General features: G+C 71.1%; 17 protein-coding genes. 7 read left to right on the forward strand and 10 right to left on the reverse strand.

What is annotated here, in order from left to right; genetic code table 11:
* Nucleotides 1–17 precede the first annotated feature (17 nt).
* The 3 genes from BT341_RS16615 (at nt 18) to BT341_RS16625 (ending at nt 3568) form a co-directional block, all read left to right on the forward strand.
* Nucleotides 18–590 (forward strand): nucleotidyltransferase family protein, encoded by a 573-nt coding sequence (locus BT341_RS16615; RefSeq protein ID WP_072477177.1) that lies wholly within the window; start codon nt 18–20, stop codon nt 588–590.
* Between the two features lie 54 nt (nt 591–644).
* A complete protein-coding gene (locus BT341_RS16620; RefSeq protein WP_072477178.1) occupies nt 645–1541 on the forward strand; it encodes an NADP-dependent oxidoreductase in 897 nt (298 codons plus the stop codon).
* A 128-nt stretch (nt 1542–1669) separates the two neighbouring features.
* On the forward strand, nt 1670–3568 hold the full coding sequence (locus BT341_RS16625) for a S8 family serine peptidase (protein WP_072477179.1): 1899 nt from the start codon (nt 1670–1672) through the stop codon (nt 3566–3568).
* A gap of 40 nt (nt 3569–3608) precedes the next feature.
* Here the strand turns inward: BT341_RS16625 and BT341_RS16630 are convergent, their stop codons facing one another.
* Nucleotides 3609–4241: a class I SAM-dependent methyltransferase gene (locus BT341_RS16630; RefSeq protein WP_072477180.1), complete on the reverse strand. Its 633-nt coding sequence runs from the start codon at nt 4239–4241 to the stop codon at nt 3609–3611.
* A 21-nt stretch (nt 4242–4262) separates the two neighbouring features.
* On the opposite strand from BT341_RS16630, the gene BT341_RS16635 reads away from it, so the two are divergent.
* Nucleotides 4263–4997 carry an SDR family oxidoreductase gene (locus BT341_RS16635; protein WP_072477181.1) on the forward strand — a complete coding sequence of 245 codons (735 nt, stop codon included), beginning with the start codon at nt 4263–4265 and terminating at the stop codon, nt 4995–4997.
* On the opposite strand, the gene BT341_RS16640 is transcribed toward BT341_RS16635, so the two are convergent.
* A complete protein-coding gene (locus tag BT341_RS16640) occupies nt 4994–6013 on the reverse strand; it encodes an SDR family oxidoreductase (protein ID WP_072477182.1) in 1020 nt (339 codons plus the stop codon). The two genes, BT341_RS16635 and BT341_RS16640, sit on opposite strands and share 4 nt — an antisense overlap.
* A 71-nt stretch (nt 6014–6084) precedes the next feature.
* Here BT341_RS16640 and BT341_RS16645 point away from each other — a divergent pair, with 71 nt between their 5' ends.
* Entirely contained in the window at nt 6085–6963 is an 879-nt protein-coding gene (locus BT341_RS16645; RefSeq protein WP_072481989.1) for a LysR family transcriptional regulator, read from the forward strand.
* 48 nt (nt 6964–7011) lie between these two features.
* On the opposite strand, the gene BT341_RS16650 is transcribed toward BT341_RS16645, so the two are convergent.
* Nucleotides 7012–8454 (reverse strand): peptide ABC transporter substrate-binding protein, encoded by a 1443-nt coding sequence (locus tag BT341_RS16650; RefSeq protein WP_072477183.1) that lies wholly within the window; start codon nt 8452–8454, stop codon nt 7012–7014.
* Between the two features lie 104 nt (nt 8455–8558).
* On the opposite strand from BT341_RS16650, the gene BT341_RS16655 reads away from it, so the two are divergent.
* Nucleotides 8559–9893 carry an LVIVD repeat-containing protein gene (locus BT341_RS16655; RefSeq protein ID WP_072477184.1) on the forward strand — a complete coding sequence of 445 codons (1335 nt, stop codon included), beginning with the start codon at nt 8559–8561 and terminating at the stop codon, nt 9891–9893.
* Between the two features lie 59 nt (nt 9894–9952).
* Here the strand turns inward: BT341_RS16655 and BT341_RS16660 are convergent, their stop codons facing one another.
* From BT341_RS16660 to BT341_RS16685, 6 genes are all read right to left on the reverse strand, one after another.
* Nucleotides 9953–11530, reverse strand: a complete 1578-nt coding sequence (locus BT341_RS16660; protein ID WP_072477185.1) for a glycoside hydrolase family 13 protein — start codon at nt 11528–11530, stop codon at nt 9953–9955.
* Nucleotides 11531–11561: 31 nt separating this feature from the next.
* The gene (locus BT341_RS16665; protein ID WP_072477186.1) at nt 11562–12431 is read right to left on the reverse strand and encodes a carbohydrate ABC transporter permease; all 870 of its coding nucleotides are present in this window, start codon (nt 12429–12431) and stop codon (nt 11562–11564) included.
* Complete coding sequence (locus tag BT341_RS16670; protein ID WP_072477187.1) at nt 12428–13396, reverse strand: carbohydrate ABC transporter permease; 969 nt, start codon at nt 13394–13396, stop codon at nt 12428–12430. The genes BT341_RS16665 and BT341_RS16670 overlap by 4 nt, the downstream gene beginning before the upstream one ends.
* Nucleotides 13374–14750 carry an ABC transporter substrate-binding protein gene (locus tag BT341_RS16675; RefSeq protein ID WP_072477188.1) on the reverse strand — a complete coding sequence of 459 codons (1377 nt, stop codon included), beginning with the start codon at nt 14748–14750 and terminating at the stop codon, nt 13374–13376. The genes BT341_RS16670 and BT341_RS16675 overlap by 23 nt, the downstream gene beginning before the upstream one ends.
* 256 nt (nt 14751–15006) lie before the next feature.
* Nucleotides 15007–16014: a LacI family DNA-binding transcriptional regulator gene (locus BT341_RS16680; protein ID WP_072477189.1), complete on the reverse strand. Its 1008-nt coding sequence runs from the start codon at nt 16012–16014 to the stop codon at nt 15007–15009.
* 86 nt (nt 16015–16100) lie between these two features.
* Nucleotides 16101–18296 carry a discoidin domain-containing protein gene (locus BT341_RS16685; protein WP_072477190.1) on the reverse strand — a complete coding sequence of 732 codons (2196 nt, stop codon included), beginning with the start codon at nt 18294–18296 and terminating at the stop codon, nt 16101–16103.
* Between the two features lie 153 nt (nt 18297–18449).
* Between BT341_RS16685 and BT341_RS16690 the strand changes: the two genes are divergently transcribed.
* Nucleotides 18450–19232, forward strand: a complete 783-nt coding sequence (locus tag BT341_RS16690) for a class I SAM-dependent methyltransferase (protein ID WP_072477191.1) — start codon at nt 18450–18452, stop codon at nt 19230–19232.
* Nucleotides 19233–19253: 21 nt separating this feature from the next.
* On the opposite strand, the gene BT341_RS16695 is transcribed toward BT341_RS16690, so the two are convergent.
* Complete coding sequence (locus tag BT341_RS16695; RefSeq protein WP_072477192.1) at nt 19254–19715, reverse strand: MarR family winged helix-turn-helix transcriptional regulator; 462 nt, start codon at nt 19713–19715, stop codon at nt 19254–19256.
* Between the last annotated feature and the right edge of the window lie 2 nt (nt 19716–19717).

Consider the following 19717-nt stretch of genomic DNA (forward strand, 5'->3'; position numbering starts at 1 on the left):
GGCAGCATACGGGGACCATGCCGGATTCCGAACGGCTCCGCGAAACGCTGGAGCGCAACGAGGTCCTCGTCGGACTGCTGCGGCGGGCACGGGACCTCGGCCTCCCGCACTGGTACCTGACGGCGGGCTGCGTCGCGCAGACCGTGTGGAACGTCCTGACCGGGCGCCCGCCGGCGGACGGCATCAAGGACTACGACCTCTTCTACCACGATCCGGCCGACCTCGGCTGGGCGGCGGAAGACAGCGTGATCCGCGCCGTCGCCGCCGTCTGCGCGGATCTCCCCGCCGAGGTCGAAGTCCGCAACGAGGCTCGCGTGCACCTCTGGTACGAAGCGAAGTTCGGCACGCCGTGCCGTCCCTTCGCGACGACGGAGGAAGCGATCGACGCCTTCCCGGCGGTGTGCTCGTGCGTCGGCGTCCGCCTCCGCCACGACGGCTCCTGGCACGTGCACGCACCGCACGGCCTCGGTGACCTGTTCGCCATGATCGTCCGGCCGAACCCGGTGCTCGCGCCGCGCGAAGTCTACGAAAGCAAAGCGGCCCGGTGGCGGAGCCGGTGGCCGGAGCTCACCGTGCTGCCGTGGTCTTGACTTCAACCTCACTTGAAGTATCAGGCTGAACCCGGACGAACCTGGAGGAAAGCCATGAAAGCCGTAGCGTTCACCGAATCCGGCGGGCCGGAAGTGCTCCGCGTCCTCGACCTACCGGAGCCGCACGCCGGGCCCGGGCAGGTGCGGGTCCGCGTCAAGGCCGCCGGGGTGCAGCCCTACGACGCCGCCGTGCGGGCCGGGTGGGAGCCGCCCGGTCTGACCCTGGGCTGGCCGCGGGTGCCGGGCAACGAGTTCGCCGGCGTCGTCGACGAAGGCGAACTCGAGCCGGGTACCGAAGTTCTCGGCTTCACCGCCGTGCAGGCCGCCGCCGAATACATCGTCGTGCCCGCCACCGACGTCACGCCGAAGCCGCCGGAAATGCCGTGGGAGGTCGCCGGCGGGTTCACCGCGGGCACGCAGACCGCGTCGATCGCGCTGGAAGTGCTGAAACTGCGCGAAGGCGAGACGCTGCTGGTGCACGGCGCCGCCGGGTCGGTCGGCACCGCCGCGGTGCAGCTCGCGAAACTCAAGGGTGCCACCGTGATCGGCACCGCGAGCGAAGCCAACCAGGACTACCTGCGCGAGCTGGGCGCGACCCCGCTCGTCTACGGCGAAGGGCTGAAGGAGCGCGTCGAAGCCGCTGCGCCGCAAGGTGTCGACGTCGTGCTCGACGGCGCGGGCGGGTCGGCCCTCGACCTCTCACTCGAACTGGTGAAGCAGCGCGACCGGATCCTCACGCTCGTCGATCACCACCGGGCCGCGGAGCTCGGGGTGCTCGTCTCGAAGTCCGGACGCTCCGCCGCGCGTCTCGCCGAGCTGGCCGCGCTCTACGTCAAGGGCGACTTGCGCTTCCACCTTCGCCGGGTCTACCCGTACACCGAGGCAGCCGCGGCGCATCGGGAGATCGAGACGGGACACGGGCGCGGGAAAATCGTTCTCACGTTTCCCTGATCTTTCCACGATGTGGACGCGCGGACGTTCCCGACTTTGGTCGGTGGACCCCCGGCTGGTCACTCTTTAGATTCTCCCCATTACACCCGGTTGGGTGTCATACGGCCGAGTGCCTCAGGGAGTAATCGATGGTGAGATTCAGCCGGGTCGCCGCGCACGCGGTTCCGCTGACGGTCGGCGCGCTGCTGCTGACGACGGGAGTTTCGGTGGCGCAGCCGTCCATGGTGGACGCCGCGACGGCGCGCACCGAGGCGGGCATCACCGCGCTGCAGAGCATCAAGAAGAGCCTGACCCCCGCCGAGCGCAAGCAATCGAGCCAGCTGGTCGTCGAGAAGCGGTTGCGGGCCGACCGGTCGCTGGCCGCGAAGCTGCCTGACTACCGTTCGGGCGTCGGGGTCAGCGGCGCCGGCACGGTCTCCGTCGACATCGCCGCCCGGGGCCAGGCGGTCGCGGCCGCGGTCAAGGCCGCGGGCGGCACCGTCCGGTACGCCTCGCCGGACGGGGCCGTCCGCGCCGACCTGCCGCTGTCCGCCGTGGACGCGATCGCCGGCCGCGCCGACGTCACCGAAGTCCAGCCGGCCGCGCAGGCGACCACCTGGACCGAACGCGCCAACGCGCGTCAGGCCGCGGCCGCGCAGGTCGCCGCCGCGACCCAGGTGTCCGAAGGGGACCGGGCGCACGGCGCCGACACCGCCCGGACCACCTACGGCGTCAGCGGTTCCGGCGTCAAGGTCTGCGTGCTGTCCGACGGCGTCGACTCGCTGGCGAAGTCGCAGAGCGCCGGCGAGCTGCCCGCGGTCGACGTCCTCTCCGGCCAGCAGGGCAGCGGCGACGAAGGCACCGCGATGCTGGAGATCGTCCACGACCTCGCGCCGGACGCGACCCTCGGCTTCGCCACCGCGTTCACCAGCGAGGCCGGTTTCGCCGCGAACATCCGCGCGCTGCGCACCACCGGCCACTGCCAGATCATCGTCGACGACGTCGCGTACTTCGACGAGTCGCCGTTCCAGGACACGCAGGTGGCGCAGGCGGTCAACGACGTCACGGCCGCGGGCGTCCTGTACTTCTCTTCGGCGGGCAACTCGGGCAACGCGACCGACGGCACGAGCGGCTACTACGAAGGCGACTTCCGCGCGTCGCCGTCGCGGATCAGCGGCATCACGGGCACCCCGCACGACTTCGACCCGAGCAGCACCACGCAGAACTTCGACGCGCTTTCGGCCGGTTCGCTGGGCCGTCCGGTGACGTTGTTCTGGTCCGACCCGTGGGGCCGGTCCGCCAACGACTACGACCTGTTCATCCTGAACTCGTCGGGCAGCGTGGTGGCCTCCAGCGAGAACGCGCAGACCGGATCGCAGAACCCGTACGAGATCGCGAACGTGCCGAGCAGCGGCTCGGGCTACAAGGTGGCGGTGGTCAAGTACAGCGGCGCCGACCGGTTCATCGCGCTGAACGTGATCCGCGGCCGGTTCGTGGCTTCGGGCTCGCTGAAGGCGTTCAGCACCAACGGCGTCACGAACGGCCACTCGGCGGCGGCGAACGCGTTCAGCGTGGCGGCGGCCCCGGCGGCGGCGGCGTTCGGCCGCCCGCTGGAGACGGGCGACCCGGCCAACCCGGCCGGCCCCTACCCGGGCCAGTTCACCGCGACGAGCAAGTGGGAGCGCTTCACCTCCGACGGCAAGCGGCACCTGTTCTACAACGCGGACGGCACGGCGATCACGCCGGGCAACGTGTCGTCGACGGGCGGAGCGACGCGCAACAAGCCGGACATCACGGCGGCGGACGGAGTGGCCACGTCGGTGACGGGGTTCCAGCCGTTCTTCGGAACCTCGGCGGCGGCCCCCCACGCGGCGGCGATCGCGGCACTGCTGCTGTCGGGCAAGCCGACGGCGACCCCGGCCCAGATCCGCTCGGCGCTGGTGTCCTCGGCGATCGACCTGGGCACCCCGGGCTTCGACACGGTGACGGGCAACGGCGTGATCATGGCCGGGCCCGCGCTGGCGGCACTGGGCGTGCAGCCGAAGTAACTCCGCGAGCGGGGACCCGGTTCGCCGGGTCCCCGTTCCGTCAGTTCCGCCCGCAGATCAGCAGGTGGAAGCCCAGGCCACGCTGCGAGAGGCGCTCGTGGCCGGTCACCGGCAGCCCCGCCGTCGCCAAGGCCGTCTCGAGCTGCGGTACCGGCCGGAGGCGGAACCCGTTGTCCGCCAGCATGCGGGACTTCGCCATCAGCTCCGGGTCGCCGATGCCCAGCACGAACCGGCCGCCCGGCGCCAGCACCCGTGCCACCTCCGCGAACGCCGCGGCCAGGTCTTCGACGAAATACACCGTGTTCGTCGAGACGATCGCGTCCACCGAAGCGTCCTCCAGCGGCAACGCCGTCATCGAGCCTTCGTGCAGCACCAGCCGGCCCGCCGCCAGCTCCCGGTGGAACGTCCCGCGCGCCCGGTCGAGCATCGTCGTCGAGATGTCCACGCCGTGCACCACCGACGCTTCGCGCAGCAGCAGCGTCAGGCCCAGGCCACCGCCGAAGCCGATGTCCGCCGCTCGTTCGCCGCCCGTCAGGCCCAGTGCCGCGACCGCTCGCACCACCGCTTCCCGGTTGCGGCGGTTGAGCATCGCTCCGACCACCCGGCCGCGCAGGCCGCTAGGGTGGCCGAGTTGCCGGGCCAGCCCGGCCTGAAACCTCTCGCGAAGACCCATGCGGGCAGTCTAGGAGGCGTGATGGCGAAAATCGCGGTGGTCACCGGGGCCGGTTCCGGCATCGGGCGGGCCGTGGCCAGGGCCCTGCTCGACGACGGCTACCACGTCGCCCTCGCCGGACGCCGCGAGAACGCCCTCGCCGAGACCGCCGGCGGCCACGAAAACGCCATCGCCGTGCCCACCGACGTCAGCGACGAAGAGTCCGTCGGGACGCTCTTCGCCACCGTCCGCGAGCGGTGGGGACGGCTCGACCTGCTGTTCAACAACGCCGGGATCTCGGCAGGCGGCACTGTCGCCGATCTGTCCGCCGAGGACTGGAAACGGACCGTCGACGTCAACCTGACCGGGATGTTCCTCTGCGCGCAGCAGGCCGTCCGGCTCATGCAGGACCAGGACCCGCGCGGCGGCCGGATCGTCAACAACGGCTCCATCTCCGCGCACGTGCCGCGGCCGGCGAGCGTCGCCTACACCGCGACCAAGCACGCCGTCACCGGCCTGACCCGGTCGATCTCCCTCGACGGGCGCGCCTGGAACGTCGCCTGCGGGCAGATCGACATCGGCAACGCCGCCACCGAGATGACGGAGCGGATGGCCGCCGGCATCCCGCAGGCCGACGGCCGGATCCTCGCCGAGCCGACGTTCGACGTGCGGCACGTCGCCGATGCCGTGCGCTACATGGCCGCGCTGCCGCTCGACGCCAACGTCCAGTTCCTGACGATCACCGCGACCACCATGCCGTTCATCGGCCGCGGCTAGGGGATCACCCGCGCCTTCCGGAACTCGTCGAAGAGCCGGTAGAACATCTGCTCCGTCTCGACGTAGCCGTGGAAACCCGCGCGGCGCGCCTTCGACGTGTCGGCGAACACGTCGTAGTCCCAGCCGAACACGAAGTCACCGAACGCCCACGAGGACGAGACGTCCGCATAGGACACCGACAGCCCGTGCCGGTCGGCCATCGACGTCCACAGCGGGCCCTTGTCGGCCATGACGTCCACAAGCGACATCCGTAGTGGCGACGCGGCCTCCAGCCCGAAGTACGCCGCCAGCTTCGGCCACAGCTCGCGCCACCGGAACAGGTCGCCGTTCGCGATGTTGAACGCTCCCCGCTGCCCGGTCGCCCACACGGTGGCCGAAGCCAGCAGGCCCGCGTCGGTCATCTCCAGCAGGCTGTCGTACGCACCGGGCTTGCCCGGGAACCGCAGCGGCAGGCCGAGCTCCTTCGAGATCGACGCGTAGACCGCGATCACGAGCGCCAGGTTCATCGGGTTGCCCAGCGCGGTGCCGCCGACCACCGACGGCCGGATCGCCGACCACGTCCACGAGCCCGCGCGGCGTTCCAGGAACCGCTGCTGGTCGACGTTGAACTCCGGCGGCATGTGCCCGGCGTCGGTCTCGCGGGCCGGCGTCTTGAACGGGCCGAGGTGCGCGCCGTAGACCTTGTACCCCTGCATGAGACTGACGTGCTCCAGCCCGGGGGCGGCCGCTTCGGCCGCGTCGACGAGGTTCGTCAGCATGGCCAGGTTCGGTGGGACCAGCTCGGCCCAGGTCGGCCGGTCCTGGTAGGCGGCGTAGAAGAGGTGCGTCGTGGTGGCCAGCTCGCTGAGTTTCGCCCGCGTGCCGGCGGGATCGAGCAGGTCGACGGCGATCGTGCCGGGCCCGCCGCGGCGGGAGAGGCCGACGACGTCCCAGCGGCCGTCCGCCCGCAGGTGCTCGACGAGGGTGCGGCCGATGATCCCGTTCGCCCCGGCGACCAGGGCTGTCTTGCGTTCCATGCCTTCGATGCTGGTCAGGCGCCGCCGATAAGTCCAAGGCTTAGTTCTCACGGTGGCGATAAACTATGCTCATGACAAGCCTGCGCCAGCTGGAGTACCTGGTCACGGTGGTCGACACCGGCTCGTTCACCCGGGCGGCCGAGCAGCTGCACGTGACGCAGCCCGCGTTGTCACACCAGATGCGCGCCCTCGAACAGAGCCTCGGCGGGCCGCTGCTGGAACGGCTGCCCCGCACGGTGCGGCTGACCCCGATGGGGCGCGCGATGCTGCCGCACGCGCGGGCGGCGCTGGCCGACGCGGAACGCGCGCGCTGCGCCGCCCGGCTGGCCTCCGGCACGACGGCGGGGGAGCTGCAGGTCGCGACGGTGTACTCGATGAGCCTCGGCGTGCTGCCGCCCGCGTTGCGCGTGTGGCGGCGCGACCGGCCCGAGGTCGACGTCCGGCTGATCGAGTTCCGGCACGCCGACGAGCTGCGCGACGCGATGGCGGCGGGCGAGGCCGACGTCGCGCTGGGCCCGCGGCCCGGCGACTGGGCGGGCCCGGTCCGGGAGCTGGGGGTCGAGGAGTTCGTGGTGGTGCTGCCGTCCGACGGCGCCTCGGAAGACGACGCTTCGGGCGAGGTGGATCTGGCCACGCTCGCGGGCTGCGCGTGGGTGCACTACGCACCGGGCAACGGCCTGGCGGAGCTGGTGGACGCGACGTGCGCGGCGGCGGGGTTCCGCCCGCGGGCGGCGGTCCGCACGGAGCAGACGGCGGCGGCCCCGATCCTGGCGGCGGCGGGCCTGGGCCCGGCACTGGTCCCGGCGAACGTCCTGCCACCCCGCTTCGACGGCCGCGTGCTGCGGCCGAAGGTGCCGGTACGCCGTCGGCTGGCGGCCTACACGCGCGCGGCGGCGGATCCGCTGACGAGCGCGTTCATCGAGACGCTGGTGAAGCACGCGACGGTCTAGCGGCGGCCTGCTCGGAAACGTCCGCGTGGCAGGCGAGCCGGGGACGGCTCACGACACGCCGACCCCGGCCAGTACCGGGCCGGTGAACGGTGTCGTCGTGACGCCGTGGACGCGCGATCCCCACACCGCGTGGCCGTGGCCCGACCACAGCGGGGCCGCCGGGAGGTCGCGCAGCAGCTGGTTCTCCGCCAGCCGGTACAGCTCTCCCGCCTCTTCGGGGGTTGCCGCCGCGTCCGCCAGTGTCAGGTTCTGCTGGAACACCTCGTCGGTGTAGCCCGACTCCGCCGCCAACCGGGACAGCAGCTCGTACGGGCTCGCCGTCGCCAGCCGGACGTCCACCGTGGACGGACCGTCCGGTGTGCCCGCCGGTTTCGCCTGTGCCGTCACCGAAACATCCAGTGCCTTGTGGAGCCCGACGACCAGCGCGCGCGTCCACGCCTCCGTACCCGGTCCGAAATAGACGGTCGCGCCACCCGGGAAGGCCGCCTGCTTCAGCAAAGCCTTGCCCGCTGCCGCGTCGAAGCTGCACGGCCGGCACGTGCCCGTCCGCTCGCCCGGCGCGTCCGGTGGCGGCAGGAGCGCCTTCGCCGGGTCGGCCTGGTTGTCCAGTGGCCCCGCCTCGAGGGCCGCGCGGTCGACGCCGAGGGCGAACCCGTGGCGGACCGTCGCGTCGGCGAACCGGGGATTCGTCACCGGGAACACCAGGTAGCCGGCCTCCGGCAGGGCCCAGGTCGCGTGGCGGTCGCCGAAGTCGCCGTGCATGGCCTCGTGCTTGGCGCCCGGGACCTCGGTGACGAGGTCGAGCGTGCCCGCCTTCACCGCGTCGTACTGGGCCGCCGGGTCGCCCACCCGCAGCTCGATCTCGGCGGCGCCGCCCGTGCCGACCCGCTTGAGCGTGCCACCCGAGCCCGGCCGCCACGGCCCGTCGAGCCGGTACGGGCCGTTGCCGACCGGCGCCTTCGCGAAACCGGCCCAGTCCCGGGACGTGAGCACCGACGCGGGCAGCGGGACCAGGCCCGGTGCCGAGAGCAGTGCCGGCACCTGGCCGGACGGCCGGTCGAGGGTCACGGCGATCGTGTCCGGGGCCGCCGCGGTGATCTCGCGGGCGCGCAACAGCTTCGTCAGCACCGGCGCGGAAACCCACTGCGACGCGGCGATCGCCCGCCACGTGTCCACATAGGACTGGGCGGTGACCGGGGTGCCGTCGTGGAACTTCGCGGGCCGCAGCTTGACCGTCCAGTGGACCCGATCGGTGCTCGAGATCGACTCGGCCGCGCGCGGGGTGAGCTTCCCGGACGCCGCGTCGTAGTCGGCGAGCGGCGTCCACAGCGCGCCGGTCACGAGCCGGCCCGCCTGGTCGGCGACGTCGGCGGGCAGCAGGGTCGCGGGCTCCCGGATGCCGGCGGTCAGGACACCGGGGCGGGCCGGGTCCGGGCCGGAGCACCCGGTGACGGCGAGGGCCAGGACGGCGAGCAGGGCGAGCAGGCGCATGCGCCAGTCCTACCAGTCAGCCGCCGACCAAAGACGGTTGTGTCCGGTTGATCTCCGACGTACCGTTCGGTGGGTCACGCTCGTAGCGTTCTGGGAGGTTTCGCGTGCGCACCTGGTTACGGTCGTGCTTCGCCGCCGTCACCGTCAGCGCCACGCTGGTCGCGACCGGGCTGCCGGCCGCCGCCTGCGGCGAGGACGACAAGCCCGCGGTCCCGGCCGCCCGCACGCTGGGCGATCCGGGAGCGATCAAGAACGTCAAGGCGGTCGGCAACGTGCCCGACGCCGCCGGCGCCATCTCGATCAACTTCCTCGACTACGGCCGCCGCGACGTCATGGTCGTCTCCGGCGAGTTCGGGCTGAAGGTCTACGACCTGACGAAGGACCCGGCCGCGCCGAAGCTGGTCGGGCAGGTCAGCCTGCCGGGCCTGTGGGAGACCGAGGACACCGAGGTCGACCAGGCCCGCAAGCTGGTGTTCCTCTCCCGCGACCCGCGCGCGTTCGGCGGCACCACGCACACCGGCGAGTCCGGCATCTACGTCGTCGACGTCTCGAAGCCCGAAGCGCCGCAGATCCTCAGCTACACGAAGGTGCCGGCCGGGCACACCACCAGCTGCGTCGACGGCTGCCGCTACCTGTGGACCGGCGGCCCGGCGAAGGCCGACGACCAGCCGGCCGACTGGGGCGGCCGGCCGGTCTGGGTCACCGACGTCCGCGACCCGCGGCACCCGAAGGTGAACCCGCAGCCGATCGAGCTGGCCCGCAACGACGGCAAGACCGACTACGTGCACGACGTGCAGGTGGACGACGACGGCGTGGCCTGGGTGTCGGGCCGCGGCGGGGTGCGCGGCTACTGGACGTCCGGGGTGCACCGCGACCCGCTGACGGGCAAGCTCCGCCGCGCGACCGCGCACGAGCCGGTGCCGTACGCCGGCGGCGGCATCGCCGAGACGGCCGCGCCGTCGCGGTTCATGCACAACAGCTTCCACCCGGCCGGGCACCGCATCGGTGACGGCGCCTGGCGCGGCCAGGACCTGATCTACGCGACGGAGGAGAACTTCGTCGACGGCTGCGCGGGCGACGGCGTCCTGACCATCTCGTCGCTGGCGGGCTCCTACCACGGCGAAGGCTGGCGTTCGACGCCGGACAAGCCGTTCCGCCTGCAGAGCGTCGGCACGTGGAGCGTCAACGGCCAGGAGGGCAGCGACCCGGCGTCGGACGACTGCTCCGCGCACTACTTCGACGTCCGCGGCAAGATCCTGGTCCAGTCGTTCTACGCGCAGGGCACGCGGTTCCTCGACGTCAGCGACCCGACGAACCCGCGGCAGATCGCCTACTACCGGCCGGGCGACGCGAGCGCGTGGGCGCCGTACTGGCACGGGAAGTACGTCTACGTGGCCGACAACACCCGCGGCGTGGACATCCTCCAGCTGACGAAGTAGCGAGCCCGTGGATGCCACGTCGAGGGACACCCGGTCCCGCGACGTGGCATCCACGGCTTTCAGGACCGCAGCCAGACCGCCGTGTCGGTCGGCAGCGCGCGCCCGACCGGCCCGCTGGCCAGCAGGATTTCGCCGTCCGGCAGCGGCACCGGCGCGTCCGAGAAGTTCAGCGCGAACGTGAAGTCCGGCCCGGTGCGGAACGCCAGCACCTCTTCACCCAGGGACAGCCACTCGAGCGGGCCGGCCGGCAGTTCCCGCCGGATCCGCAGGCCGTCGCGGTACAGCGACAGCATCGACTCCGGGTCCGCCGCCTCCGCTTCCGCGGTGTACGCCTTCCACTCGGCCGGCTGCGGCAGCCAGGTGCCCCCGCTGCCGAAGCCGAACGGCGGTTCTTCGCCCGACCACGGGATCGGGACGCGGCAGCCGTCGCGGCCGGGGTCGGCGCCGTTCGTGCGCGCCCACACCGGGTCCTGGCGCAGCTCGTCCGGGATGTCCAGGACCTCCCACAGTCCCAGCTCCTCGCCCTGGTAGACGTACAGCCCGCCGGGCAGGGCCAGCGTCAGCAGCGCCGCCGCCCGCGCCCGGCGCGTGCCCAGCTCCCGGTCGACCGGCAGCTCGTGCAGCCGGTTCGCGAAGCTGAACCCCGTGTCGCCCTGCCGCCCGTAGCGCGTGACGTGCCGCGTGACGTCGTGGTTCGACAGCACCCACGCCGCCGGGGCGCCGACCTCGTCGTGCGCGCGCAGCGTGCGCGTGACGACGTCCCGGAAGCGCGCGCAGTCCCACGGGCAGACCAGGAAGTCGAAGTTGAACGCCGAGTGCAGCTCGTCGCGGCGCAGGTAGCGCGCCGCGCGGGACATGTCCGGCAGCCACATTTCGCCGACCAGCACGCGCTCGCCCGGGTAGCTGTCGGCGATCTTGCGCCACGACCGGTAGATCTCGTGCAGGCCCTCCTGGTCGGAGAACGGCGTCTCGTCGCCGTCGTCGACGTCGGGCAGCCGCGGGTCCTTGACCAGCCCGTCGGCGACGTCGATGCGGAAGCCGTCGACGCCGCGGTCGAACCAGAACCGCAGCACGTCCTCGAACTCCGCCCGGATCTCCGGGTTGTCCCAGTTGAAGTCGGGCTGGCGCGAGCTGTAGAGGTGCAGGTACCACTCGCCGTCCGGCACGCGCGTCCACGCGGACCCGCCGAAGCGCGACTTCCAGTTGTTCGGCGGCTCGGACCCGTCCGAGCCGCGGCCGGGCCGGAACCAGAACCGCTGCCGCTCCGGCGATCCCGGGCCCGCGTCGAGGGCGGCCCGGAACCAGTGGTGCTCGTCGGAGCAGTGGTTGGGCACGATGTCGATGATCACGCGGATGCCGCGGGCGTGTGCTTCGGCGATGAGCTCCTCGGCCTCGGCGAGCGTGCCGAACAGCGGCTCGATGTCGCGGAAGTCGGCGACGTCGTAGCCGCCGTCGTCCATCGGGGACGGGTACCACGGGGTGAACCAGATCGCGTCGATCCCCAGGTCGGCCAGGTGGTCCAGCCGCGCGCGGACGCCGGCGAGGTCGCCGACGCCGTCGCCGTTGCCGTCCGCGAAGCTGCGGATGTACACCTGGTAGATCGCCGCGCTCCGCCACCAGCCGGTCTTGTCGGTCACGAAAGTGCCCCTCCTAGTCGTTGGTCGAAGCTCAGCCCTTGATGGAGCCGGCGGTCAGCCCGGCGAGGATCTGCCGCTGGAACACGAGGAACAGCGCCACCATCGGCAGGCTGGCCAGCACCATCCCGGCGACGAGCACGTTGAGCGGCATGTCGATCGCCACCCGCTGCAGCATCACCGAGAGCGTCTGCTTTCCGGTGTCCGGGAACACCAGCAGCGGCCAGATGAAGTCCTTCCACGCGGTGACCACCGCGAGGATCGACACCACGGCCAGGATCGGCCGCGAAATCGGCAGGATGATCCGCCAGAGCGTGCGCACCGGCCCGGCGCCGTCGAGGCGCGCGGCCTCGATCAGCTCGTCCGGGATCTGGTCGAAGAACCGCTTCAGCAGATAGATGTTGAACGCGTTCGCCGCCGCGGGCAGCCAGACCGCCGTCGGCGAGTTGATCAGGTTGAGGTGCAGCAACGGCAGGTCGGTCACCGTCACGTAGGTCGGGACGAGCAGCGCCGTGGCCGGCAGCATGAGCGTGGCCAGCATCAGGCCGAGCACGACGTTGCCGAACTTCGGCCTCAGCTTCGACAGCGCGAACGCGGCCGGGACGTCGACGGCCAGCTGCGCCAGCCACGCCCCGCCCGCCACGATGATCGTGTTGAGGAAGTACTTGCCCAGGCTGAGCTGGTCCCAGGCGTCGGCGAAGGTCTCCGGGTGCCACTCGTGCGGGACGAGCGTCGCCGGGGTCTGGGCCAGTTCCTGCGGGGATTTCATCGCGCCCGTCACCGCCCAGTACAGCGGGAACAGGAAGGCGAGCACGAAGATCGCCAACGTGCACGCGAAGACGACGCCGTAGACCAGCTTGCCGCGTGGGCTGCGCAGTGCGCCCGGCGATACGAGTGTTCTCATGACTGGTCCGCCTTCCGCGTCAGCCGGACGTACCACGCCGAGAACACGCCGAGCGCCACGAACAGCAGCAGGCTCATCGCGCTGGCCGAGCCGAAGTCGTTGTAGACGAAGGCGTAGCGGTAAAGCAGCAGCAACACGGTGACCGTCGAGTCGTCCGGCCCGCCGCCGGTCATCACGTACGGCTCGGTGAACACCTGCATGGTCGCGACGATCTGCAGCAGCAGGAGCACGAGCAGGACGAACCGGGTCTGCGGGAACGTCACGTGCCGCAGCCGCTTCCACAGCCCGGCGCCGTCCAGCTCCGCGGCTTCGTACAGCTCGCCGGGGATCGTGCCGAGCGCGGCCAGGTAGATGAGCGTGGTGCTGCCCATGTTGGCCCACGTCGAGACGAAGACCAGCGACAGCATGGCCGTGCCGGACGAATCCAGCCACTGGCCGCCGGGCAGGCCGACCGCGCCGAGCGCGGAGTTGAACAGGCCCGGACCCGGGTCGTAGAACCACTTCCACATCAGCGCCGTCACGACCGGGGGCAGCATCACCGGCAGGTAGACGGCGAGCCGGAAGAACGCTTTCGCGTGTCTCAGTTCGTTCAGCAGCACGGCGGTGAAGAACGGCACGGCGAAGCCGAAGACCAGCGCGAGCCCGGTGAACAGCAGCGTGTTCCGCCACGCGACGCCGAACAGCGGGTCTTCGAACAGCTTCGTGAAGTTGCCGAACCCGACCCACGTCGGCGCGTTGACGAAGTCGACCTGCTGGAAGCTCAGCAGCACGCCGCGCACGATCGGGTACCAGGAGAACAGCGCGAACACCACGAGCGCGGCGCAGAGCAGGCCGTACGCGGAGACGTTCTCCTTGAGCTTGCGGCGGATCTTCGTGCGGTTGACCCGCGTGGCGGCCGGGCGCCCGGCCCGCGACGGCTTCGCCGCGGGCCAGGCGAGCAGGCTACTTGACCTGGGCGAGGACACTGTTGACCTTCGACGCGGCCGACGAAAGCTGCTGGTCGATGTTCGCGTTCTGGTCCGTGAGGACGGCCTGCATCACGCTGTCGAGCGCGGCGTAGATCTGCTGCGCGTTCGGCGGCTCGATGCTGCCCTTGATCTTGCTCGTCGTGTCCACATAGGACTGAAAGTTCTTCGCGGGAACGTTGGCGTACTTGGCCTTCAGTGCCAGCTGCTGGTCGCGCACCGCGCCCTGCCAGACGTCCGGGGTGGGCTCGGCGGGCAGCCCGACCGGCTGCTTGCCCTCGACGTACTGCTGGATGTGCTTCTCGAAGCGGTCCGGGTTGAGGTACTTCCACTGGATCCATTCGAGACCGGCCTTGACCTTCTCCGGCGACGCCTTCGGGTTGATCATGTAGCCTTCGCCGCCGAGCAGGGTGCCCTGGCCACCGGGCATGCCCGCGATGCCGTAGTCCTCGTACTTGCCGTTGAACTGCTTGACCAGCACCGGGACGTTGTCCGGGGCGGCCATGTACATGCCGAGCTGGCCGGCGCCCATCATGCGCTGGACGTCCTGGGCTTCGAGGAGCTGCTTGGCGCCCATGGAGTTGTCGGTCCAGCGCATGTCGTGCAGGTACTGCAGGGCTTTGCGGCCCTTGTCGTTGTCGAAGTCGGCGACCCACTTGTCGCCGTCCTTGCGGGCGATGTCGCCGCCCATCGAGTAGAGCCAGCCGGTCAGGTGCCAGCCGCCCTGGTTGTTCTTGCTGTAGTCGGCGTACCCGACGATCCCGTTGCCCAGCGCGGCGATCTTCTTCGCGGCTTCGCGGACCTCGTCCCAGGTCTGCGGCGGCTTGTCCGGGTCGAGCCCGGCCTTCTGGAACAGCGGGCGGCTGTAGAGCAGGCCCATGGTGTAGTTCATGGTCGGCAGGCCGTAGAGCTTGCCGCCCGGGCCCCGGAAGTTGTCGAGCAGTTCCGGCTTGATGTCGTTGACGTGCGGGACGTTCTGCACGGCTTCCGTGATGTCGGCGGCCTGGTGCCGCGCGATGATCTGCGCCGGGTCGGTGAAGTAGACGTAGTAGACGTCCTCGAGCTGCCCGCCGGCGAGCTTAGCGGAGAACGTCTTCGGATCCATGAACCCTTCGTGCGGCTCGATGTGGATGTTCGGGTGGGTGGCCTCGAACTCCTTGACGTCGGCGTCGAAGACGCCCCGCTCGAACGGCTGGCTGGTCGGCGGCTGGCCGGTGACCGTGATCGTCACCTTCCCGCCGGGCTGGGTGGCGTTGTCCCCGTCGCCGCAGGCGGCGACGGTGAGGGCGAGCCCACCGGCGGCGAGCAGGCACAACGTGCGGCGGGACACGGATCGGGACCAGGGACTGCTCATCTCAAGCCTCTTCTCGGGGTCGCGACGGCTGTCACGTGATTGCGGTCACTCTAAAGTGGCAGACCGGATCAGCGCAATAAGACGACGAGAAGTTGAAAGTTACGAACAGGCCGCGACAGCCCCAAGCGCCCCAATGTGGCCTTCGGTGCGTGAGACGCAACCAAGGCGGCCTTCGGTGCGTGAGACGCAACCAAGGCGGCCTTCGGTGCGTGGGACGCACCGAAGGCCGCCTTGGGGCGCTTGGCGAAGTGAGAGGTCAGGCAGTCCGGCGGGCCGTGGACCCCCGCACCACCAGTTCCGGCGCGAAAAGCAGCTCCTCGGCCGCCACTTCACCGCCGTTGATGCGCTTCACCAGCAGCTCCACGACCGCGCGGCCCATGGCCTCGATCGGCTGCCGGGTAGTTGTCAGCGGCGGGTCCGTGCAGTTCATCAACGCCGAGTCGTCGTAGCCGACCACCGAGATGTCCTCCGGCACGGACAGCCCCTGCCGCCGGGCCGCGCGGATCGCGCCCAGTGCCAGCAGGTCGCTCGCGCACAGCACCGCCGTCGCCCCTCGGGGGTACAAACGTGCCGCCGCCGCGTGGCCGCCCTCGATCGAGAACATCCCGTGTTCGACCAGCTCGTCCAGCACCGGCAGCCCGAGCTTCGCGGCATACGAGCGGAAAGCCGCCAGCTTCCGCTGCGACGGCACGTGGTCCGACGGCCCGAGCACCAGCCCGATCTTCTCGTGCCCCAAGGAGCTCAGGTGCCCGACGACCTGCTCGACCGCCACGGCGTCGTCGCACGAGACCTGCGGGAGGCCCAGGTGCTCGACCGCCGCGTTGATGAGGACCGTCGGCAGCCGCCGCTCGACGAGGTGGTGGTAGTGCGAGTGCACCGCGTCCGCCTGCGCGTACAGCCCGCCGGCGAACACCACGCCCGACACCTGCTGCTGCAGGAGCAGCTCGACGTACTCCGCCTCCGACACCCCGCCCGCGGTCCGCGTGCAGAGCACCGGCGTGAACCCCTGCTGCGCCAGCCCGTTGCCCATGATCTCGGCCAGCGCCGGGAAGATCGGGTTCTGCAGCTCCGGCAGCACCAGCCCGACCAGGCGGGCCCGCTCGCCCCGCAGCTGGGTCGGGCGTTCGTACCCCATCACGTCCAGCGCGGTGAGCACGGCGGCCCGAGTGCTGGCGGAGACCCCGGACCGGCCGTTGAGCACCCGGCTGACCGTGGCTTCGGAGACCCCGACCTGGCGGGCGACTTCGGCAAGGCGACGCGTCATGGGTGAAACTTTACAGCAACCGGACGCAAAAGTAAGACAAGCCCGTACCGGTGCGCGCACCGGTACGGGCCTGCGGACGCCGGACGCTACGCGGCCGCCACCTCCAGCTCGGACACCTGGCCGGCGGGCCAGCCGGTGTTGCCGGTGAACGTCAGCCGCACGAAGCGCTCAGACGTCGCCGCGAAAGACACCGACGCCGTGTTGCCGGAAGCCGGGTCGAACGCGTAGCCGCGCGAGCCCACCAACGTCGTGTACGCACCGCCGTCGGTGCTGCCCGAGATCGTCACCGTCTGGGTGCGCGGGCCCCACGCCGGCGACGGCGGCAGGCGCAGCGTGACCTTGTTGATCGACGACGCCGTGCCGAGGTCGACCGTCAGCGTCTGCGGGAACGCGTTGTTCGTGCTCTCCCAGTACGAGTTCGCGTCCCCGTCCACGGCGTTCGACGGCGGGAAGCCGCCCTGGGAGCCCGATGCCGTGATCGCCTTCCCGCGGGCGAGGTTGGTCCCGGGCTGCGGCGGCTGCGGCGGGCCGGAGTTCGGCGCGGGCCACGTCGAGCAGTCGCTCCAGGTCCCGGTCCAGCCGCTGTTGCCGGACCCGCTGAAGGTCATCTTCGGGATCGACGGCGGGTAGGGGCAGTTGTACGTCCCGGTCACGCCCACGCCGGACGCGGTCAGGTTGCTGATCGACACCGCCCCCTGCGTCTGCGCCTGCGCCACGAACGTGCCGGTGCCCTGCACCGAGACGCCGTCGATCGTGATGCCCTGGATCGGCTTGCCCGCGCCGTTGCCGTCGATGAACTGGATCGCCTCGTACGGGCTCTGGATCGCGGTGAACCCGGTGACCCGGACGGTGACGCCGGTGATCGCCTGGTCGCGCGCGTCGAACCACAACGCGCCGACGCCGAACTGCCAGTTCGGGTCGAGCGCGCCGGCCCGCAGCGCGGTGTTGTTCGCCAGCGTCACCGTGCCGGACAGCGGCACCGAGTTGAACCGGTTCGCCACCAGGTAGCCGCCGCCGAGAGCGTTGGTGTCCTGGACGAGGTTGCCGCTCACCGTGTTGTCCGAGCCGCCGTACAGGGCGATGCCGTTGGCGAGGTTCGGCTGCACGACGGTGTTGTTCGCGATGGTGTTGCCCGAGTCGGCCTGGCCGTTGGACCACAGCGCGAGCCCGTCGTCGCCGTTGTTGCGCAGGTAGTTGTCGCGCAACGTCGAATTCGTCACCGCGCCGTCGAAGTTCACGCCGTCGGCCTGCGTGTCGAGGATGCGGTTGTGCTCGATGGTGAGGTTCGACGACGCACCGTTCATCAGCCACAGCCCGCACTTCGTGTCCTGGATCCACAGGCCGGACACGACCGAACCGGTGCCGAGGACGCCGTGGAACGCGTTGTCCGGGCTGCCGTCGTTGCGCTCGGTGACGTCACCGAAGACGGCGAAGTCGTAGAGCTTGATGTTCCCGGACGCGCTGCCGTTGTTGAAGATGTTGTTGCCGTGCAGCACGGTGTACCACGATCCGGCGCCGCGGACGGTCGTCTGGTCGATCTGCAGCGCCGAGCCGATGTCGAACCGGCCTTCCGGCACCCAGACCTCGCGCCCCTGCGAGCGGGCGGCCGCGAGCGCGTTCCGGAACGCCTGCGAATCGTCGGAACCGTCGTTCGCGGTGGCGCCGTAGTCGGTCACCGACAGCGCGGTGGCGGGCTTGGTGCCCGCGGCGCCGACCTGCTCGAAGTCCGCCAGGTCGATGGTCGCCTGGCCGACGTCACCGGCGTCGGCCTGCACGCGTACCTTCGCCCCGGCTGCGGCGTTCTGGCCGAACAGCAGCCGGGCGTCGTCGAAGAAGTGGTGCGTCTTCGCGCCCGGGATCCATCCGGTGTCCACATAGGAATAGCGGGACGTCACCGCGAGACCGCTGCCGAGCTTGGTTCCGTTGACGTACACCGAAAGCCGCCCGGAGGTGCCGTCGGGGAGGTTGTAGTGGACGTTGATCGAGTTGGCCGCGGCCGGCAGCGTGAACTCGACGTACTGGCCGGTGGTGATCCGCACCGCCTGCCGTCCGGAGGCTTCCGAGGCGACGGTGGCCTGGGTGTAGTCGGGTCCGACGGGTGAGCCGTTCGTGGCCGAGCACTCGGCTTCGACGGTCCGGAACGGCACGCTGGCACCGCCGGACGCCGTCGAGGGGCAGGTCGCCGCGGCGGCGGGGGTGGCCGCGCCGGCCAGCACGGTCAGGCCGGCCGCGGCGAGCGCCGCGGCCAGCAAGGCCGCGGAGCACCGGGGAGTGGGGGACATCGTCGTCACCTTTCTCGCGGGGATCGGGAGGGACAGGCCGTCGACGTGACCGGGATCATACGAATCATGAACAAGAAATCGCAATAGTTCGACTAACTTACGCAAATTTGCGACAGAAACTGACGAACCGGTGCTTCTTGCTACGTTGTCGCCATGAGCCAGCGACGGGCCGACGGCAGCGCGGGGGACGCCGACTACGGCGCGATCGGCGGGGTCTACACCGACTACCGCAAGCCGGATCCCCGCATCGGCCGCTACATCCTCGACGCGCTGGGCGACGCCCGGACCGTGCTCAACGTCGGCGCGGGCGCCGGCGCGTACGAGCCCGAAGACCGGGAGGTGACGGCGGTCGAGCCGTCGGCCTCGATGCGCGCGCAGCGCCCGGCCGGCCTGCCGCCCGCGATCGACGCGGTGGCCGAAAAGCTGCCGTTCCCGGACCGGGCGTTCGAGGGCGCGATGAGCACGTTCAGCGTCCACCAGTGGAACGACCTGTGGGCCGGGCTGCGGGAGATGCGCCGGGTCACCCGCGGCCCGATCGCCATCCTGACCTGCGACCCGGCGCTGCTGCGGCGCTTCTGGCTGCTCGACTACGCGCCCGAGGTGATCGAGACGGAGGCGCGGCGCTACCCGCCGGTCGACGACATCGCCGACGCGCTCGGCGGCGACACGTCGATCATCGGCGTGCCCATCCCGATCGACTGCACGGACGGCTTCAACGAGGCGTACTACGCCCGCCCGGAGCGCCTGCTCGACCCGGGCGCGCGGCTGTCGTGCTCGGCGTGGAGCTTCGTCGACGACCGCGTGCACCACCGGTTCGCCGCCGAGCTGCGCCACGACCTCGACGACGGCACGTGGGACCGCCGCTACGGACGCCTGCGCGAGCAGCCGGCGTTCGACGGGTCCCTGGTCCTGGTGGTCTCGGTCCCGGCGTCGTGACGCCGGGCGCGTCGCCCGCCCTCACCCCGTCGGCAGCCCGGCGTTCCGCTGCTCCAGCGCCTGGCGAAGCGCGGCGAACACCGGCACGAGCGCACCGGCCTGCTCCTCGGTGATCGCCGGCGCGAGCAGCGTCTCCAGCTGTTCGCGGAACGTCCGCTCCGCCGCGGTGACCAGGTTCCGGCCCGCGGACGTCAGTTCGATCAGCGACGAGCGCCGGTCCGCCGGGTGGGGCACCCGCCGCACCCAGCCGCGGGCTTCCAGGCGGTCGATGCCCTTGCTCGTCGCGCCGATGCCGATCGCGAAGGTGGTCGCGATGTCGGCGACCCGGCACCGCGGGTGCCGCTCGACGTAGCTCAGGAACTCGAACTGCGAGGCGACGATGCCGTGCTCGGCCTTGAGCCGTTCCCCGAGCGCGTTGTAGAGCCGGGTCTCGCACCGCACCAGGTGGTCGAAGAGCTGCTCGGTTGCCGAAGTACATGCCACGG

Source organism: Amycolatopsis australiensis (genome assembly GCF_900119165.1).
Classification (GTDB): domain Bacteria; phylum Actinomycetota; class Actinomycetes; order Mycobacteriales; family Pseudonocardiaceae; genus Amycolatopsis; species Amycolatopsis australiensis.

Coding starts and splice junctions, on each gene's coding strand:
- BT341_RS16620 (WP_072477178.1), top strand. CDS start 645: ATGAAAGCCGTAGCGTTCACCGAATCCGGCGGGCCGGAAGTGCTCCGC.
- BT341_RS16675 (WP_072477188.1), bottom strand. CDS start 14,750: ATGAGCAGTCCCTGGTCCCGATCCGTGTCCCGCCGCACGTTGTGCCTG.
- BT341_RS16685 (WP_072477190.1), bottom strand. CDS start 18,296: ATGTCCCCCACTCCCCGGTGCTCCGCGGCCTTGCTGGCCGCGGCGCTC.
- BT341_RS16635 (WP_072477181.1), top strand. CDS start 4,263: ATGGCGAAAATCGCGGTGGTCACCGGGGCCGGTTCCGGCATCGGGCGG.
- BT341_RS16645 (WP_072481989.1), top strand. CDS start 6,085: ATGACAAGCCTGCGCCAGCTGGAGTACCTGGTCACGGTGGTCGACACC.
- BT341_RS16680 (WP_072477189.1), bottom strand. CDS start 16,014: ATGACGCGTCGCCTTGCCGAAGTCGCCCGCCAGGTCGGGGTCTCCGAA.
- BT341_RS16625 (WP_072477179.1), top strand. CDS start 1,670: ATGGTGAGATTCAGCCGGGTCGCCGCGCACGCGGTTCCGCTGACGGTC.
- BT341_RS16640 (WP_072477182.1), bottom strand. CDS start 6,013: ATGGAACGCAAGACAGCCCTGGTCGCCGGGGCGAACGGGATCATCGGC.
- BT341_RS16615 (WP_072477177.1), top strand. CDS start 18: ATGCCGGATTCCGAACGGCTCCGCGAAACGCTGGAGCGCAACGAGGTC.
- BT341_RS16665 (WP_072477186.1), bottom strand. CDS start 12,431: ATGAGAACACTCGTATCGCCGGGCGCACTGCGCAGCCCACGCGGCAAG.
- BT341_RS16650 (WP_072477183.1), bottom strand. CDS start 8,454: ATGCGCCTGCTCGCCCTGCTCGCCGTCCTGGCCCTCGCCGTCACCGGG.
- BT341_RS16630 (WP_072477180.1), bottom strand. CDS start 4,241: ATGGGTCTTCGCGAGAGGTTTCAGGCCGGGCTGGCCCGGCAACTCGGC.
- BT341_RS16690 (WP_072477191.1), top strand. CDS start 18,450: ATGAGCCAGCGACGGGCCGACGGCAGCGCGGGGGACGCCGACTACGGC.